At 31.2% G+C, this 17,165-nt stretch carries 14 protein-coding genes; 7 read left to right on the forward strand and 7 right to left on the reverse strand.

The features are described from left to right. The first annotated feature begins 90 nt into the window (after positions 1-90). On the forward strand, positions 91-1,011 hold the full coding sequence (locus tag WAO74_RS13140; RefSeq protein ID WP_422162714.1) for a 1-phosphofructokinase family hexose kinase: 921 nt from the start codon (positions 91-93) through the stop codon (positions 1,009-1,011). Between the two features lie 97 nt (positions 1,012-1,108). Here WAO74_RS13140 and WAO74_RS13145 read toward each other — a convergent pair whose 3' ends face one another. Next, positions 1,109-1,333 carry a hypothetical protein gene (locus WAO74_RS13145; protein ID WP_422162715.1) on the reverse strand — a complete coding sequence of 75 codons (225 nt, stop codon included), beginning with the start codon at positions 1,331-1,333 and terminating at the stop codon, positions 1,109-1,111. A gap of 599 nt (positions 1,334-1,932) precedes the next feature. Between WAO74_RS13145 and leuC the strand changes: the two genes are divergently transcribed. From leuC to leuB, 4 genes are all read left to right on the forward strand, one after another. Then, on the forward strand, positions 1,933-3,330 hold the full coding sequence (leuC, locus tag WAO74_RS13150) for a 3-isopropylmalate dehydratase large subunit (RefSeq protein WP_422162716.1): 1,398 nt from the start codon (positions 1,933-1,935) through the stop codon (positions 3,328-3,330). Positions 3,331-3,439: 109 nt separating this feature from the next. Further along, on the forward strand, positions 3,440-4,039 hold the full coding sequence (gene leuD / locus WAO74_RS13155; RefSeq protein ID WP_422162717.1) for a 3-isopropylmalate dehydratase small subunit: 600 nt from the start codon (positions 3,440-3,442) through the stop codon (positions 4,037-4,039). Positions 4,040-4,061: 22 nt separating this feature from the next. Continuing rightward, complete coding sequence (locus WAO74_RS13160; protein WP_422162718.1) at positions 4,062-5,582, forward strand: alpha-isopropylmalate synthase regulatory domain-containing protein; 1,521 nt, start codon at positions 4,062-4,064, stop codon at positions 5,580-5,582. Between the two features lie 102 nt (positions 5,583-5,684). Next, positions 5,685-6,740 carry a 3-isopropylmalate dehydrogenase gene (gene leuB / locus WAO74_RS13165; protein WP_422162719.1) on the forward strand — a complete coding sequence of 352 codons (1,056 nt, stop codon included), beginning with the start codon at positions 5,685-5,687 and terminating at the stop codon, positions 6,738-6,740. Between the two features lie 177 nt (positions 6,741-6,917). Here leuB and WAO74_RS13170 read toward each other — a convergent pair whose 3' ends face one another. From WAO74_RS13170 to WAO74_RS13195, 6 genes are all read right to left on the reverse strand, one after another. Further along, the gene (locus tag WAO74_RS13170; protein WP_422162720.1) at positions 6,918-7,679 is read right to left on the reverse strand and encodes an NYN domain-containing protein; all 762 of its coding nucleotides are present in this window, start codon (positions 7,677-7,679) and stop codon (positions 6,918-6,920) included. Positions 7,680-7,830: 151 nt separating this feature from the next. Next, positions 7,831-11,076 (reverse strand): S41 family peptidase, encoded by a 3,246-nt coding sequence (locus WAO74_RS13175; protein WP_422162721.1) that lies wholly within the window; start codon positions 11,074-11,076, stop codon positions 7,831-7,833. A 267-nt stretch (positions 11,077-11,343) separates the two neighbouring features. Further along, positions 11,344-12,273 (reverse strand): peptidylprolyl isomerase, encoded by a 930-nt coding sequence (locus WAO74_RS13180; RefSeq protein WP_422162722.1) that lies wholly within the window; start codon positions 12,271-12,273, stop codon positions 11,344-11,346. 116 nt (positions 12,274-12,389) lie between these two features. Then, positions 12,390-13,958 (reverse strand): hypothetical protein, encoded by a 1,569-nt coding sequence (locus WAO74_RS13185; RefSeq protein WP_422162723.1) that lies wholly within the window; start codon positions 13,956-13,958, stop codon positions 12,390-12,392. A gap of 4 nt (positions 13,959-13,962) precedes the next feature. After that, the gene (locus tag WAO74_RS13190; RefSeq protein ID WP_422162724.1) at positions 13,963-15,555 is read right to left on the reverse strand and encodes a peptide chain release factor 3; all 1,593 of its coding nucleotides are present in this window, start codon (positions 15,553-15,555) and stop codon (positions 13,963-13,965) included. A 44-nt stretch (positions 15,556-15,599) separates the two neighbouring features. Then, positions 15,600-16,304, reverse strand: a complete 705-nt coding sequence (locus WAO74_RS13195; protein ID WP_422162725.1) for a peptidylprolyl isomerase — start codon at positions 16,302-16,304, stop codon at positions 15,600-15,602. Between the two features lie 118 nt (positions 16,305-16,422). Here WAO74_RS13195 and idi point away from each other — a divergent pair, with 118 nt between their 5' ends. Both idi and WAO74_RS13205 read left to right on the forward strand, forming a co-directional pair. Continuing rightward, on the forward strand, positions 16,423-16,941 hold the full coding sequence (idi, locus tag WAO74_RS13200) for an isopentenyl-diphosphate Delta-isomerase (protein ID WP_422162726.1): 519 nt from the start codon (positions 16,423-16,425) through the stop codon (positions 16,939-16,941). Continuing rightward, positions 16,934-17,165, forward strand: a 232-nt coding sequence (locus tag WAO74_RS13205; RefSeq protein ID WP_422162727.1) for a 6-pyruvoyl trahydropterin synthase family protein, incomplete at its 3' end; no start/stop codon positions are given. The genes idi and WAO74_RS13205, both read left to right, overlap by 8 nt.

Genomic DNA, 17,165 nt, shown 5'->3' on the forward strand with positions numbered 1-17,165 from the left:
TAAAATAATCTATTTATAAAATTAAATTTTTCTGAATAAAATCATAAAATTATTTATTAATTATATTTACTTTATCAATAAAAGAAAAAAATGAAAGTAGTTACCTTAACCATAAATCCGGCTTTAGATAAAAGTGCAACAATTGTAGACATGACACCTTTTGATAAATTAGAATGTCATGATATTACCTATCATCCTGGAGGTGGAGGCATTAATATTTCTAGAGTTTTAAATCGATTAAAAATAGAAAGTCATTGTTTGTTCCCTTTTGGTGGTAAAACTGGTGAGCACTTAATAGAATTATTGCAAGAAGACCATATAGAAGTTTTTGCTACACCAATTGCTGTTTTAACAAGAGAAAACTTTGCCGTTTTTAATAATAAAACCAAGTTGCAATACAGATTTGGAATGCCAACAGCGGCTTTTTCTGAAAACGAAATGGCAGCTTTAGAAAAACTTATTAATGAACAAGTTTTAGAGAATGATATTTTGGTAATTAGTGGAAGTTTGCCAAAAGGATTACCCGTAAACTATTATACTAAAATTATTCAAAATGTAAAGGCAAAAAACGTAAAAGTAATTGTAGATACTTCTGGACCCGTTTTTAATGAGGTATTAAAAAATGAACTGTTTTTAATAAAGCCAAATCAAAAAGAATTAGCGCGTTTAGCAGGCAAAGAAAGTTTGACAAAAAAAGAAAGAGAAGCATTTGCATTAAAAATGGTTGTTGATAAAATTGCAAAATATGTAGTTGTTTCTTTAGGGAAAGAAGGTGCATTTATGGCACACGAAAAAGGAATAACCTATGTGAAAGCACCTGTAATATCTGTAAAAAGTACTATTGGAGCAGGAGATAGTATGGTAGCTGGCTTAATTTACGGAATTATAAAAAACGAAACTCCAAAAAATATTTTACGCTGGGGAGTAGCTTGTGGTGTTTCTGCAACATTAAGTGAAGGTTCAGATTTAGCACACAAGGTGAATATTGATGCTGTTTTAAAGCAGTTGTAGATTTAGTTTTTAAAAATATTAGTTGATTTGTGCAGTAATTATTTCCAAATTTTCTCTTGCTTTGTTAAGTTTTTTTTCTATTCTAATTTAATTAGTATTATTCAATAATCTCATAATCAATATCTAATTTTCGCAAAGCTCTTAAAGCAGAACCTGTATTTTTATCATTTATCTCAAAATCTACAACATCACCTTCTAAAAGAATTTCTGTAAATTCATATGCTAAAGACTCACTCACATTCACAGATATTTCTGCAATACATTTGGCAATAGCTCTTTTATCTGGTTTTTGCGCAGTACAAGACAATAAATTTACATACATAGTTTCGGTTTAAGATTGTAAGGTACGTGAATAGAAGTAAGTTTGGGTTTTATAAAGTTATTTTATATCTAAGTTGTTAGGTCTTTGAGACGCTCAGCCTGACATTTTGAGTTTGAATTGAAATTATAAGTTAAGATTTATTTTGAGTTTTTTAAAACTAATTTACTCTTCAATCTTCTTAATATTTGAGTTATATAAACCAATTAAAATACTGTTTCTATTAGAATCAATATTTAAACCACTACGTTTTATTTCTATTTATTTTACGACTTACGCTTACTGAAAAAAGAAAGATTTAAGCCAAAACTTATGTCTTATGTTTTTGCAGAATATTTGGCTCTATTTTGTTGAAGCCTTTGCTGAACTCGATTCGTTATTCATCAATGCAAAAGAAAAATGAATAGAGTAGTAAAGAAAAATAGAAACCCACAAAAATAAGTAGGCATCGTATTTACAAATAATTTAAAAGTCTAATTATCAAATATTTAAATCATTTCAAACACTTTGAATATCATAAGAAAGCACAAATTAAAAGCAAAATTTCTAATAATAAACTTACATTTGGTAGCTGATATTAAAACCAAGAAAAAAATACAAAAATGGCAAAAACATTATTTGACAAAGTTTGGGATTCGCATGTAGTGCGTAGTGTAAAAGATGGACCAGATGTGTTTTTTATAGATCGTCACTTTATTCACGAGGTTACTAGTCCTGTTGCTTTTTTAGGCATAGAAACAAGAGGTAATAGTGTTGTTTATCCAGAACGTACTTTTGCTACTGCAGATCATAATACACCTACAATAAATCAACATTTACCCGTAGAAGATGCTTTGTCTGCAAACCAGTTAGATGCTTTAGAAAGAAATTCTGCAAAATACGGAATTTCTCATTGGGGTTTAGGTGACGAAAATAACGGAATTGTGCATGTTGTAGGTCCAGAAAACGGAATAACATTACCTGGAGCAACTATTGTTTGCGGAGATTCTCATACATCAACTCATGGCGCTTTTGGCGCAATTGCCTTTGGTATAGGAACATCTGAAGTAGAAATGGTGTTGTCTACACAATGCATTATGCAACCAAAACCTAAAAAAATGCGTATTAATGTAAATGGTAAATTAGGGTTGGGAGTAACGCCTAAAGATGTTGCTTTATACATTATTTCTAAACAAACTACTTCAGGTGCTACAGGATATTTTGTTGAATATGCAGGAGATGTTTTTCAAGATATGTCTATGGAAGGTAGAATGACAGTTTGTAATTTATCTATAGAAATGGGTGCAAGAGGTGGAATGATTGCTCCAGATTCAAAAACTTTCGAATATATAAAAGGTCGCTCTCAAACTCCAAAAGGAGCAGATTGGGATAAAGCCATGAAATATTGGGAAACGTTACATACAGATAAAGATGCCAAGTTCGATATTGAATTTAATTATGAAGCATCAAATATTGAACCAATGATTACTTATGGTACAAACCCAGGAATGGGAATGGGTGTAACAAAAACCATTCCAACTGCAGCAAATGCTGGAGGTGGTGCAGAAACCTACAAAAAATCTTTAGGCTATATGTCTTTTAGTGAGGGCGATTCTATGATAGGAAAACCAATTGATTTTGTATTCCTTGGATCTTGTACAAATGGGAGAATTGAAGATTTTAGAGCTTTTTGTTCTATTGTAGAAGGACGTAAAAAAGCAGACAATGTAACAGCTTGGTTAGTGCCAGGTTCTCATAAAGTGGTAGATCAAATTAAAGCAGAAGGTTTAGATAAAATAATTACAGATTCAGGTTTCGAGTTAAGAGAACCAGGATGTTCTGCATGTTTGGCTATGAATGATGATAAAATTCCATCAGGAAAATTGTCGGTTTCTACATCAAACAGAAACTTTGAAGGGCGTCAAGGACCTGGTTCTAGAACTTTATTAGCAAGTCCTTTAGTGGCTGCAGCATCTGCAGTAGAAGGAGTAGTAACTGACCCAAGAACATTATTAGTATAAAAGTTATAGAGTATAAAAGTACAAAAGTTGGAAAGTAAAATGTTAGAATGTTCTCAAAAGTGAGAACTTTGAAACTTTGAAACTTTAAAACTTTACAAACAACAAAACAATGGCTTACGATAAATTTAATGTATTAACAAGTACAGCATATCCATTACCAACCGAAAATGTAGATACAGATCAAATAATTCCAGCTCGTTTTTTAAAAGCAACCGAGCGTAAAGATTTTGATATCAACTTTTTTCGTGATTGGAGATACAATCAAGATGGAACCCCAAAAGCAGATTTTCCTTTAAACAAAGAAATCTATGCAGGCTCTAAAATTTTGGTTGGAGGAAGAAATTTTGGCTCTGGATCCTCTAGAGAGCATGCAGCTTGGTCTGTATACGATTTTGGTTTACGTTGTGTAATTTCATCAGCATTTGCAGATATTTTTAAAGGAAACTGTTTAAATATCGGAGTTTTACCTGTAGAAGTTTCTCCAGAATTTTCAGATACATTATTTGCAGCAATTATGGCAGATCCAAAAACAGAAATTAAAGTCGATTTACCAAATCAAACAGTTACGCTATTGGCAACAGGAGAATCTGAATCTTTTGAAATCAATGCGTACAAAAAAGACAATATGTTAAATGGTTTTGATGATATTGATTATTTAAAAAATATCGAAAACGAAATTTCTGCTTTTGCTGAAACAAGACCTTTTTAAGAATTCTATTTAAAATTGATAAATGGCAAATAGAAAGATTGAAATAATGGATACCACTTTACGAGATGGAGAACAAACCTCTGGAGTATCGTTTTCAGTTTCCGAGAAATTAACCATAGCTAAATTACTTTTAGAAGAATTAAAAGTAGATCGTTTAGAAATTGCATCTGCAAGAGTTTCAGAAGGAGAGTTGGAAGCTGTTCAAAAAATAACTTCTTGGGCATCTCAAAATAATCAAATACAAAATATTGAGGTTTTAACTTTTGTTGATGATGGAAAATCTATAGAATGGATGCTAGAATCTGGAGCAAAAGTTCAGAACTTATTAACCAAAGGTTCTCTAAATCATCTAACACATCAGCTTAAAAAAACGCCAAAAGAGCATTTTTCTGATATTAAAAGCACCATTGATTTAGCCGCTAAAAACAATATAAAAACAAATGTCTATTTAGAAGATTGGTCTAATGGAATGCGAAATTCGAAAGACTATGTTTTTGAATATTTAGATTTTTTATCAACTCAAAAAATAGAGCGTATTTTATTGCCAGATACTTTAGGGATTTTAACGCCTGAAGAAACGTTTATCTTTATACATGAAGTTCGTAAAAAATATCCAAATTCTCATATCGATTTTCATGGTCATAATGATTATGATTTAGGTGTTGCAAACGTTATGCAAGCTGTAAAAGCTGGCGCAAACGGTTTGCATTTAACTATAAATGGAATGGGTGAACGTGCAGGAAATGCACCAATGGCCAGTGTAATTGCTGTAATTAATGATTTTTTAACGGATGTAAAAATCACTGCAAACGAAAAAGCATTGCACAAAGTTAGTAAGCTAGTAGAAACGTTTTCAGGTTTTCGAATTCCTGTAAATAAGCCAGTTGTTGGCGCCAATGTTTTTACGCAAACTGCAGGAATTCATGCTGATGGAGATAACAAAAACAATCTTTATTTTAACGATTTAATGCCAGAACGTTTTGGTAGAAAACGCAAATATGCATTAGGTAAAACATCTGGAAAAGCAAATATTCAGAAGAATTTACAAGATTTGGGTATCAGTTTAAATGATGAGGAATTAAAAAAAGTTACACAAAGAATAATTGAATTAGGAGATAAAAAAGAAGTAGTTTCTCAAGAAGATTTGCCATATATTATTTCTGATGTACTAGATTCTGATACCATAGAAAAAAGGATTGTTGTAGAAAATTATGTTTTAGGACATGCTAGAGGTTTAAAGCCCTCAACTACATTGCAGTTAAGAGTCGAAGGTGTATTATACGAAGCACATGCGCAAGGAGATGGACAATTTGATGCTTTTATGAATGCATTAAAAAAGTTATACAAAACGCACAGTAAAAAGGAACTACCAAAGTTGATAGATTACGCTGTAAGAATTCCTCCAGGAAGTAATTCTGATGCTTTATGCGAAACAATTATTACTTGGAAACAAGATAAAAAAGAATTTATTACGCATGGTTTAGATTCAGATCAAACAGTATCTGCAATCAAAGCAACCGAAAAAATGCTGAATATTATTTAGTTTAAAAGTTAGAAAGTTGAAAGTTCAAAAAGTTCTAGTTAGAACATGAAAACAACAACTTTAAAACTTTATAAACTTTAAACTTTATAAACAAACAACAAAATGAAACTAAAAATAGCCTTATTAGCTGGAGATGGAATTGGACCAGAAGTTATAGATCAAGCAGTAAAAGTATCTGATGCAATTGCAAAAAAGTTTAATCACGAAATTACTTGGAGACCAGCTTTAACTGGTGCAGCAGCCATTGATGCTGTTGGAGAACCTTATCCTGATGAAACCCATGAAATTTGTGTAAGTTCTGATGCAGTTTTATTTGGTGCAATCGGGCATCCAAGGTTTGATAATGATCCCTCTGCAAAAGTTCGTCCAGAACAAGGATTGTTAAAAATGCGTAAAAAATTAGGTTTGTTTGCGAATGTTAGACCAACATTTACATTTCCTTCTTTATTAGATAAATCCCCTTTAAAAAGAGAACGAATAGAAGGAACTGATTTGGTTTTTTTACGTGAATTAACAGGTGGAATTTACTTTGGTGAAAAGGGTAGAAGAGATGATGGAGAAACTGCTTTCGATAATTGTGTTTATACAAGAGCTGAGGTAATAAGGTTAGCAAAAAAAGGTTTCGAATTGGCAATGACACGTTCTAAAAAATTGTGTTGTGTAGATAAAGCCAACGTTTTAGAAACATCACGTTTATGGAGAGAAACTGTGCAAGCAATGGAAAAAGACTATCCAGAAGTTACAGTTTCTTATGAGTTTGTAGATGCAGTTGCAATGCGTTTAGTACAATGGCCAAATAGTTATGATGTATTAATTACAGAAAATTTATTCGGAGATATTTTAACAGATGAAGCTTCTGTAATTTCTGGTTCTATGGGTTTAATGCCAAGTGCGTCTTTAGGAGCTAAAATTGGTTTGTTTGAGCCAATTCATGGTTCTTATCCACAAGCAACAGGTTTGAATATTGCAAACCCTATGGCTACTATTTTATCAGCAGCAATGATGTTCGAAAATTTTGGTTTACTTGAAGAAGGAAAAGCCATTAGAGATGCTGTAAATGAGGCTTTAAACAAAGGTATAGTTACTGAAGATTTAGCTGATGGAGGAAAAAGTTATGGAACCAAAGAAGTTGGAGATTGGATTGCCGAAAATATATAAGATTTAGATTTTAAGTTTATATGGACGTAAAAAAATAGCTCTCGAATTTTAGAGAGCTATTTTATATTTACTCACATACCATTGCATTTTTTGTCTTATTTTAAACAGAAATCAAAAGAATTCAATAGGTATAAGAAGTTTTTCAACTAACTAATTTATGAGATAATAAACTTTATTTTAAGGATTCTTAATCTTTAATAAAGGTTGATTAGAACCACCAATCTCTTTTTTCATGACCTCAAATTTGTCAATATTTTGAAACAACTTTGTTAATGTTTTATATCCATAAGTTCTAGGATCAAAACTTGGGTCTATTTTTCTAATGTTTAAACCTAATGCAGAGATGTAGGCAATATCATCTTCATTTGTAGAAATATCAAAAGCTTTGTTAATTGTTTTCCAATCTTCTTTTGTAAGCCAAGTTTTCTCAGGAGTTGCTTTTACTAATTTGGCAGTTTTTTTTGTTTTAGATTTTGTCTCTTCTATTTCTACTTCTGCTTCTTCATTTTTTAAATTTTCTGTAAACGTAAAAACTTCACAAGATTTCACGAAAGCTTCTGGTGTTTTCTTCTCTCCAATTCCCATTACAAAAAGACCTTCTTCCCTTATTCTTTTTGCTAAACCTGTATAGTCGCTGTCACTAGAAACAATAGAAAATCCTTCAATGTTTTTACCGTGTAAAATATCCATGGCATCAATAATCATAGAGCTATCTGTCGAATTTTTTCCAGTTGTATATGCAAATTTTTGAATAGGACTTATAGAATGTTGATTTATAATTGCTTTCCAACTATTCATTTGTTGAGACGTCCAATCGCCATAAATTCTTCTAATGGTTGCTTTTCCATATTTAGAAACTTCCTCTAAAATTTCTTTTATTAATTTAGGTTGGGCATTATCTCCATCTATAAGTACAGCAATATTAAATTTACTTTCCATTTTTTGTTGATTTTTTACTTTCTATAAAATTAAATAGAAGGCGAAGTTAATTTTTTTTCTTTAGATAATAGAAAAGTAGAATCATCTATTTTTAAAATCGAAAATCCTCATAATTTTTTAAGATTATGAGGATTAAAAATATTTTTAAAATTTATTTTTTATTATTTTTGAATGACTTGTTAGGATATTTAGGAACAGGAGGTACAGTTCTAGGATCTTCTTCAATCAATTTTGTTAATAATTCAATTGCTTTATCGAGTTGTGCGTCTATACCATTAAAAGTTTGATGAGGTAAATTATCAATAACAATGTCTGGTTCAAAACCATGACCTTCAATTCTCCATTTTCCATCGCCATAAACACCAAACATTGGTGCTCTTGCAAGGCCATTATCACTTAAACTATTTTCACTAGTTAACCAAATTTCTCCTCCCCAAGTTCTTGTTCCTATAGATACACCTAAACCAAGTTCTTTAAATCCATCTGCAAAAGCTTCTCCATCAGAATAGGTGTTTTCGTTCACAAGAATTACAATATGACCTCTAAATGCATAAGGCATATTCCAATATTGTTTACCAGATCTTCCTTTCCAATACATCCAAGCTTTTCGTAGTAATTTTTCTAAAATAAAACTATCTATGTTTCCACCCCAATTGTAGCGAACATCAATTATTAATCCTTGTCTGTTAAAAATCGGGTAAAATTCTCTATAAAATTGATTGATATCATTAGAGCCCATAGCTCTTAGGTGCAAATAGCCCATAGAATTTTTTGATTTTTTTTCTACATATTTTCTATTTCCATACTCCCAGTCTCTATATCTTAGATTGAAAGAATTTCCAATAGGAGTTACAATTATATCTTTAGAAACTTTATCTCTTTTAATGCTTAACCTAACCTGTTTTCCAACTTGATTTCTAATTAATTCGCCAATATCTATAGCAGATAATACATCTTTTCCATTTACATGAGTAATAACATCTCCTTTTTTAACGTCTAAATATGGGTCATCTAAAGGTGATTTTTCATCTGGATAATCTGGGTCAACTTTATAAATATAGTCTATTACAAATCCTGTTTTTGCTTCATCACGCAGTAAAACAGCACCTAAGTTTGCAACTAGAATGTTTTTTGAATCACTTCTTTGATCCCCACCCCTAACACTTGTATGTAATGCAGATAATTCTCCAACAAATCTTCCAATTAAATCAGAAAGTTCGTTTCTGGTTGTAACTCTGTTAACTAATGGAAAATACCTGGTATACATTGCATCCCAATCTACACCATGCATGTTCTTATCATAAAAATAATCGCGTTCCATTCTCCAAGCATCTGTAAAAATTTGTTTCCAATCTTCTTTTGGGGTTATTGGAAATTTCCATCCACTTAAATTGATGCTATTTTTATTGTTAACTGTAATTTTATCTGTGCCAGCTTCTGTTATATAAAAACTAGTTTCTTTACTAATAAAAATTTTCTTACCATCAGCTGTTAATTGATACCCTTTAATATCATTAAGGATTGGTTTGATATCAATATCTTCATTTGTGATTTTAATTACTGCTAAATGAGTTTTTGAATTTAAACCAGTATCTGAACTAAGCACATAAAGAGCACTTTTATTTACAGCTAAATTTCTATAATTTCCAGGTTTTATGGGAACAGCTTCTATTCTTTGTTGAATTCCTTCTTCATCAATTAAAACAGTTATTTCTTTGGTGTCACAATCTTTACATTCTTCTTTCTTATACAACTCGTCATTTGGTCTAAATGGAGATCTTGTTCCTTTTTGTAAAGCCACATGATATATTTTTTCACTGGCATCAAAATAAGGTTCAGGTTGTCTTGTTCCCCAAGGACTTCCAACGATTGTGGTGAAACTTCTATCAGAAATAAAATAAAGGAATTTACCATCTGGACTCCAGCTAGGACTCATGCTATTTGCTCTGTCTGTTGTTAAGTCAAAACTTTTCTTGCTATCAACATTATAGATTTTAATTTGTAACATTGTATTTTCTGCAGCTTGTACAAAAGAAATCCATTTACTATCTGGAGACCAGGTGTATCCATTAATACCTTCATTATTAGTGGAAATTTTAGAACTTTTACCAGTTTCAATATTCAAAATATGCATCTCTTGGTTTAAATCACTGTATGTTATCCATTTTCCATCAGGAGAAGGAACACCTTCATATCTTAAAATTTCACCATTTTTTGTGATTGATTTAGAATTTCCAATACCATTTGCTGGCAGGCTTATAAATTCAAATTCACCACTTTCATCAGAAAGTGTAATAATTTTTTCTCCATCAGCAGAGAATGTAGCATCTCTATATCTCACATTTGAGTTATCTGAAAAAGAAACAATTCTACCAGATTTAACAGGAGCCACAAAAACTTTTCCTCTAGCTGTAATTACAATTTTAGAACCGTCTTTATTAACATTTATATTAGTAATATATTTTGATGGATTTTCATCCCAATTTTCCATAAGTTGTTCATGATCAGAAACTAATTTGATATCAATTTTACTCGAAGATTTTGATTCGATATTATATTTCCATAAATCTGCGCCTAGTTGATAAACTAAATTTCCATTAGAAACATTTGCATATCTTACATCAAATATGTTATGTTTAGTGTGTTGTATTAAGTCACTCCCATCGTCGTTCATTGACCAAATATTCATGATTCCATCTCTATCTGAAATAAAATAAACTTTATCATTATACCACATTGGATGATGACTTTCTCCTAAGTGATCTGTTGTTAATTTTATAGCTTCTTCATCTCCTTCAGTAAATTTCCAAATTTGCCTAGCTGTCCCTCCTTTATATCGTTTCGTTACATTTCCATGATCTGCAGGTCTCACAAAATAAATAGTTTTTCCATTTTTATTAAAACTAGCTTCGCTTGCTTGATCTAAAGGAATAAAGCTTTTTGTTTTTAATTGTGTGTCAATTTTCACCAATTGATTGTCTGGTTTTTTGTTATAAGCCCAAGTTGAGTAAACAATATTACCATTTGGTGTCCATGTATTTGCGACTGAAGCCTCTCTTTCATATGTCCAACGAGTCGTTACACCTCCGTTTATTGGAATGGTATAAATTTCTGTTGGACCTTCATAACTTGCAGAAAATAAAATGGTTTTTCCATCAGGAGAAATTGAAGGAAACGTTTCTTCTTCTAGGTGTGTTGTTAATCTACTTGCTAAGCCTCCAGAGAGAGGTACAGTCCAAATATCGCCTTCAGCCGAAAAAACGATTGTATTATTATGCACATCAGGAAACCTATAATAACCTTCAAAACCCTGCGAAAATAGTGAAGAGCTAAGGAGTAAAAATGAAATAAAAAAATAAAAAATTTTTGGTGTTTGGTCAGTCGGTTTTGAAATCATTAGTTTTTATATTATAAGAATTTAAAATTCAATTGACTTATTATCAAGTTCAGAAATATTTATTTTTCACAATAACTAGCCATGTTAAATTTACAAAAATAAATTTTATTCATTTTAGGTTTTTAAATGTGGTTTTTTGATAATTAATAAAAAAAAAACTATCATAAGAAAATCATATAACAAAGAAAAAGGCGGTGATAAAAAATCACTACCTTTAAATTATTAACTTTGTAACTCTATTTTAGGACGTCACAAATGGTTATAAATTTATTTTACATTCATTAATTCTACATCAAAAATAAGTGTTGCATTTGGTGGAATTACCCCACCAGCACCTCTTTCGCCATAAGCCAAGTTTGATGGAATCACAAAACGCGCCTTATCACCAACTTGTAGAAGTTGAATTCCTTCATCCCAACCAGAGATTACTTGTCCAACTCCAACATTAAAATCGATAGGTTGTTTTCTTTTATATGATGAATCAAAAACAGTTCCGTCTAATAATTGACCTTTATAATGCACAGAAACTTTTGCGCCTTTTGTAGCTTGTTTTCCATCTCCTTTTTGCAAAACTTTGTAGCGTAAACCGCTTGCAGTTTCATCATATCCAGTAGCTATAGAATCTAATAATTCTTTTTGTTTCGCTTTCTCTTCTGCTTCACGTTTTTCTCTAGAACCTTCAAAAGTTCTAAATGCTTCAACAGCATTAAATTTTTCGGCAGCTTCACCTGTTCTAATTATTTCTACAGACATTCCATCACCTTGAGCTACAAGGTCCACTATATCTTGCCCTTCAATAACAGATCCGAAAACAGTATGTTTTCCATCTAACCAAGGAGTAGGAATGTGCGTAATATAAAACTGACTTCCATTAGTTGCAGGACCAGAATTTGCCATTGCTAATTTACCTGGAGCATCATGTTTTAAATCTGGATGAAATTCGTCATCAAATTTATAACCTGGGCTTCCTGTTCCTGTTCCTTGAGGACATCCTCCTTGAATCATAAAGTCTGGAATTACTCTGTGAAATTTTAAACCATCATAATAAGGTTTTCCTTGCTTTTTAGCTGAGTTTTCCATATTTCCTTCTGCTAAGGCAATAAAATTACCAACTGTTCCAGGAGTTTTTTCGTGTTCTAATTGTACTAAAATTTCACCTTTTGGAGTGGTGAATTTTGCGTAAATTCCGTTGTTCATAATCTTGTTTTATTCTTTAATTGTCTACTCGAGCGCAGTCGAGAGGTTTATTAATTTATGAGTTCTCGACTGCGCTCGAACTTACATTAACAAAGTCTAAATTCTTTTAAGACTTTCTATTTTTTTGCATTTAAGATGGATAAGCCATAAGACAATCCAATATTTATGTTTGATGAATTTACATTTCCGAAAGGTGACCACATTTGTCCTCCAGAAATGTTAATGGATAAATCATTATTAACATGATAATTAATACCTGCTGTTGGTCTCACTAAAATTCCTTCTCCAGAATCGACTCTTCCACCACCAGCAACACCAGCTGCTACTTCTGCAAATAAAGACAACTTATTGCTAGCGAATTTGTTAGATTTAATTCCTAAACCAAAAATACCATGCGCATAACCACCAGACTCGCCTTCGTAAGCAAAAGAAGCTTCACCAGCTACATAGAAACGTTTGTTTATATCGTACATTATTTTAAGAGCAATTAACTGTAAATCGCTATTAGGAATTCCGAATTTAGCAACATCAAAATAAGATTGATTTTGTGCTGAAATTTTAAGACCCTGTGTTTTGATTTTAGTTGCTTTTTCGTTTGTAAACGGATCTGAAATCCCTCCACTTAAACCATAATATTTAATACTAAAACCTGCTGTATAAGCTTCAAAGCTAGCAATACCTCCAATAGATTTATGATAACCCCCATGAATGCTTAATCCAAATTTTTCTGTAATTCTAAAATCTGCACCAGCATTTGGATAGATTGTTAAGCCACCTTCTGGGAAAATTCTACCCCCTGCAGCTCCAACTCCCATTTTTGCAAAAAGGTTAATATATTTAGTTTCAACAAAGTTTTTACCAATTCCAAAAAACACATCCATAAAACCAGCAGTTAAACCAGAATACATAGCATCTACGTGCGCATAAACAAAAGTATTTTCGTTTAAATATCTTTGGTATTCAAAACCCAGTAGTGATAATGTTTTATCTATTTGCTGATAACTTGGATTTGTGCTTGCATCAGTTCTAGAATTTCCAAAAGGAAACAGATAATCAAATGTAACTTGTTGCACACTTTTTACTGCGGGTTTTTGCCAAATTTCGTCTTTGGTATAGTTTGTAACTTTAAATATTTTTTTTGAATTTTCATAAGAAGTGGTTCTTACAAAGGTTGGAATTTCTACAAAGAAAGAAAAATTATCATCTTTTTGAATTCCTGTAAAAAAATTAACATATCCATATTGTACACCAAAAGAAAACCCTTTAGCTTTATATTGTAAACCAGCATTTGGATAAATAATTCCTCCACCATTTACTAAACTTCTATAACCTCCACCACCTCCAAAATGTACATTTGCATCAAAGTATAAATTTTTATAAATAGGAAAATTAACCCCAAGGTTAACTCCTAGAGTAAATAAACCACCTTGATCTCCAGTAATTGCTCCGTGAAAACCAGCACCAGTATATAACCAATCGTTCAAAGGAATGTTGTAGTTTAAACCAATAAAACCCATTGTTGGTTGCAATGCATAACCCACTTTATCAACTGGTTGTCGAACTAAAATATAGTTTAATCTTATATTATTATGCAATTCCTTTACTTCAAAATCATTCAAAGTATTTTCTTGAGAAAAACATTGAAAACTAAAAACCGTAAGAAAAATAATTAATAATTTTTTCATATTTTTATTTTTTAAATTCACTCGTAAAATGCAGTTTTACTGATGGATATTTACTTTGAGTCATTTGAATTGTAAATTCAGAATCTGCTAAAAAAACAAGTTGACCTTGTTTGTCTTTAGCCAAATAACGTTGTTTTACTCTTTTAAAATCTGCAAATTCATCATTTTTAGAATCTTTAGGTTCTACCCAACAAGCTTTGTGAACGCTTAAATTTTCATACGTACATTTTGCACCATACTCGTGTTCTAATCTATATTGAATTACTTCAAACTGCAAAGCACCTACTGTTCCAACTACTCTTCGTCCATTCATTTCTAGGATGAATAATTGCGCAACTCCTTCATCCATCAACTGGTCTAAGCCTTTATATAATTGCTTAGATTTCATTGGGTCTGCATTGTTTACATACCTAAAATGCTCTGGAGAAAAACTTGGTATTCCTCTAAAATTTAATTCTTCACCTTCAGTTAACGTATCACCAATTTTAAAACTTCCAGTGTCGTGCAAACCAACAATATCTCCAGGATAAGATTCCTCTACAATTTCTTTCTTTTCCGCAAAAAATGCATTCGGACTAGAAAATTTTACTTTTTTGCCATTTCTAACATGCAAATATGGAGAGTTTCTTCTAAAAACACCAGAGACTATTTTAACAAAAGCAAGTCTATCTCTATGTTTAGGATCCATATTTGCATGAATTTTAAACACAAAACCAGTTAAGTTTTTTTCTTTAGAATCTACCAAACGCTCTTCTGCTTTTTTTGGTTGAGGTGAAGGTGCAATTTCTATAAATGCATCTAATAATTCTTTTACGCCAAAATTATTTAAAGCCGAACCAAAAAACACTGGTTGCAAAGCGCCATTTAAGTATTCTTCTTGGTTAAAATCTGGATAAACTTCACTAATCAACTCAATCTCTTCTCTTAAAGTTTTCGCTGCTTTTTCTCCAATAACTTTATCTAATTTTGGGTTAGAAAGATCATCAAACTCAATACCTTTTGTAATTTTCTGTTTATTATCCGCAGAAAAAATATTAAGTTTCTTTTCCCAAATATTGTAAATTCCTTTAAAATCGTACCCCATTCCAATAGGGAAACTCATGGGAGTTACTCTTAAACCTAATTTTTGTTCAACTTCATCCAATAAATCAAAGGCGTCTTTACCTTCTCTATCTAGTTTATTAATAAAAACTAGCATGGGTATGTTACGCATTCTACAAACTTCTACTAGCTTTTCTGTTTGTGGTTCTACACCTTTTGCAACATCGATAACCACAATTACACTGTCTACAGCTGTTAAAGTTCTATAAGTGTCTTCTGCAAAATCTTTGTGACCAGGAGTATCTAAAATATTTATTTTTTTGTTTTTGTAAATAAAGGCCAAGACAGAAGTAGCAACAGAAATTCCACGCTGACGCTCAATTTCCATAAAATCGGAGGTCGCACCCTTTTTTATTTTATTATTTTTTACAGCACCTGCTTCTTGAATTGCGCCACCAAATAATAATAATTTTTCAGTTAATGTAGTTTTACCTGCATCTGGATGCGAAATGATACCAAATGTTCTTCTACGTGCTATTTCTTTTAAAAAACTCATCTACAAAATTTGAGGAGCAAAGATACATTTTACAATGGCAAATATCAATCTAAAATTTCAATAGTCATTTTTATGTCTTTCACTGGCCATTCATCAACACCAACTTTTACTTTAGATATTTTATCCATGGTATCAAAACCAGAAATAACCTCACCAAAAACGGTATGTTCATTATCTAAATGATAGGCCCCATCTCTTTTATGCACCATATAAAATTCAAAAGGACTTGAGAGTTTATCTGGGTTATTTTCCCATTGTCTTGCAGCAGCTAAAGCACCATATTTATGCTTTCTATTGCTTCTAAATTCTGGTTGCATTAAATAATTACCATATTTCCTGCGCTGTTTTTGGGTATATAAATTGTCTGAATTGCCACCTTGAATTACAAAGTTTTTTGCAACTCTATAAATAACGGTTGTATTAAAATATTTAATTTTTGTAAGAAAAATAAAATTTGATCTATGTACAGGTACATCCTCATAAAGGAGTATTTTAATATCACCAAATTTTGTTTTAATAACCACTTTGGTTTCTGGATTTTGTTTACCAAATTCGGTTAAAAAAGCCTCTGTATTAGAACTATTTAAACTGTCCCAAGGGTTTTTAATTTTTTTCTCTAATTTAGATTTTGCTAGAGAATCTCCCTTTTTTTTTAATTGTAAATTTTTATCATTTTCTTTTTTCTGATCATCACATTGATAAAAAGAAACAAATGTAAAAAGCAAGAAAAATCGAAAAATAAACTTCACACGAATAAATATTAATGAACTTCAAAGATAAATCATCAAAATAAAAGAATAGAAAATTCTAAAGATTTTATAAAAAAATTAAGTTTTTAAGCTATTTGATTGCTTTATATTTGCAAATATGGAAGAACGAGTAATTTTAGTTGATGAAAATGATAATCAGCTAGGGGTAATGCCCAAGATGGAAGCCCATGAAAAAGCGGTTTTGCACAGAGCCTTTTCTGTATTTATTTTTAATGATAAAGGACAATTAATGTTACAGCAAAGGGCTGCTTGTAAATATCATTCGCCTTTATTATGGACAAATACTTGTTGCTCTCATCAAAGAGAAGGGGAGAGTAATATTGAAGCTGGTAGAAGAAGATTGCAAGAGGAAATGGGTTTTACAACAGAATTAAAAGAAGTTTTTTCTTTTATTTACAAAGCGCCTTTTGATAATGGTTTAACAGAACATGAACTAGACCATGTTTTAATAGGTAGTTTTAATGGAAATCCAAATTTAAACGCAGATGAAGTTGAAGATTATAAATGGATGACATTGCAAGAAGTAAAAGCTGATATGGATAAAAATCCATCCATTTACACAGCTTGGTTTAAAATAATATTTGATAAATCTTTTGATAAATTGACACATGCCTAAAGTTACAGTACATAGAAAAGCGCATTTTAATGCAGCACATAGATTATATAGAAAAGATTGGTCTGATGCTAAAAACTTCGAAGTTTTTAATAAATGTAGTAATCCTAATTATCATGGTCATAATTACGAGCTAATCGTTTCTTTAACTGGAGAAATTGATAAAGAAACAGGTTATGTTTATGATTTAGGAATTTTAAGAAATATTATAAAATCAGAAATTGAAG

The organism is Polaribacter sp. (assembly GCF_049276715.1).
GTDB lineage: Bacteria > Bacteroidota > Bacteroidia > Flavobacteriales > Flavobacteriaceae > Polaribacter.

Excerpts from the sequence above, each read along its gene's own strand:
- WAO74_RS13140 (WP_422162714.1), top strand. The coding sequence starts at position 91 with ATGAAAGTAGTTACCTTAACCATAAATCCGGCTTTAGATAAAAGTGCA.
- WAO74_RS13145 (WP_422162715.1), bottom strand. The coding sequence starts at position 1,333 with ATGTATGTAAATTTATTGTCTTGTACTGCGCAAAAACCAGATAAAAGA.
- leuC (WP_422162716.1), top strand. The coding sequence starts at position 1,933 with ATGGCAAAAACATTATTTGACAAAGTTTGGGATTCGCATGTAGTGCGT.
- leuD (WP_422162717.1), top strand. The coding sequence starts at position 3,440 with ATGGCTTACGATAAATTTAATGTATTAACAAGTACAGCATATCCATTA.
- WAO74_RS13160 (WP_422162718.1), top strand. The coding sequence starts at position 4,062 with ATGGCAAATAGAAAGATTGAAATAATGGATACCACTTTACGAGATGGA.
- leuB (WP_422162719.1), top strand. The coding sequence starts at position 5,685 with ATGAAACTAAAAATAGCCTTATTAGCTGGAGATGGAATTGGACCAGAA.
- WAO74_RS13170 (WP_422162720.1), bottom strand. The coding sequence starts at position 7,679 with ATGGAAAGTAAATTTAATATTGCTGTACTTATAGATGGAGATAATGCC.
- WAO74_RS13175 (WP_422162721.1), bottom strand. The coding sequence starts at position 11,076 with ATGATTTCAAAACCGACTGACCAAACACCAAAAATTTTTTATTTTTTT.
- WAO74_RS13180 (WP_422162722.1), bottom strand. The coding sequence starts at position 12,273 with ATGAACAACGGAATTTACGCAAAATTCACCACTCCAAAAGGTGAAATT.
- WAO74_RS13185 (WP_422162723.1), bottom strand. The coding sequence starts at position 13,958 with ATGAAAAAATTATTAATTATTTTTCTTACGGTTTTTAGTTTTCAATGT.
- WAO74_RS13190 (WP_422162724.1), bottom strand. The coding sequence starts at position 15,555 with ATGAGTTTTTTAAAAGAAATAGCACGTAGAAGAACATTTGGTATCATT.
- idi (WP_422162726.1), top strand. The coding sequence starts at position 16,423 with ATGGAAGAACGAGTAATTTTAGTTGATGAAAATGATAATCAGCTAGGG.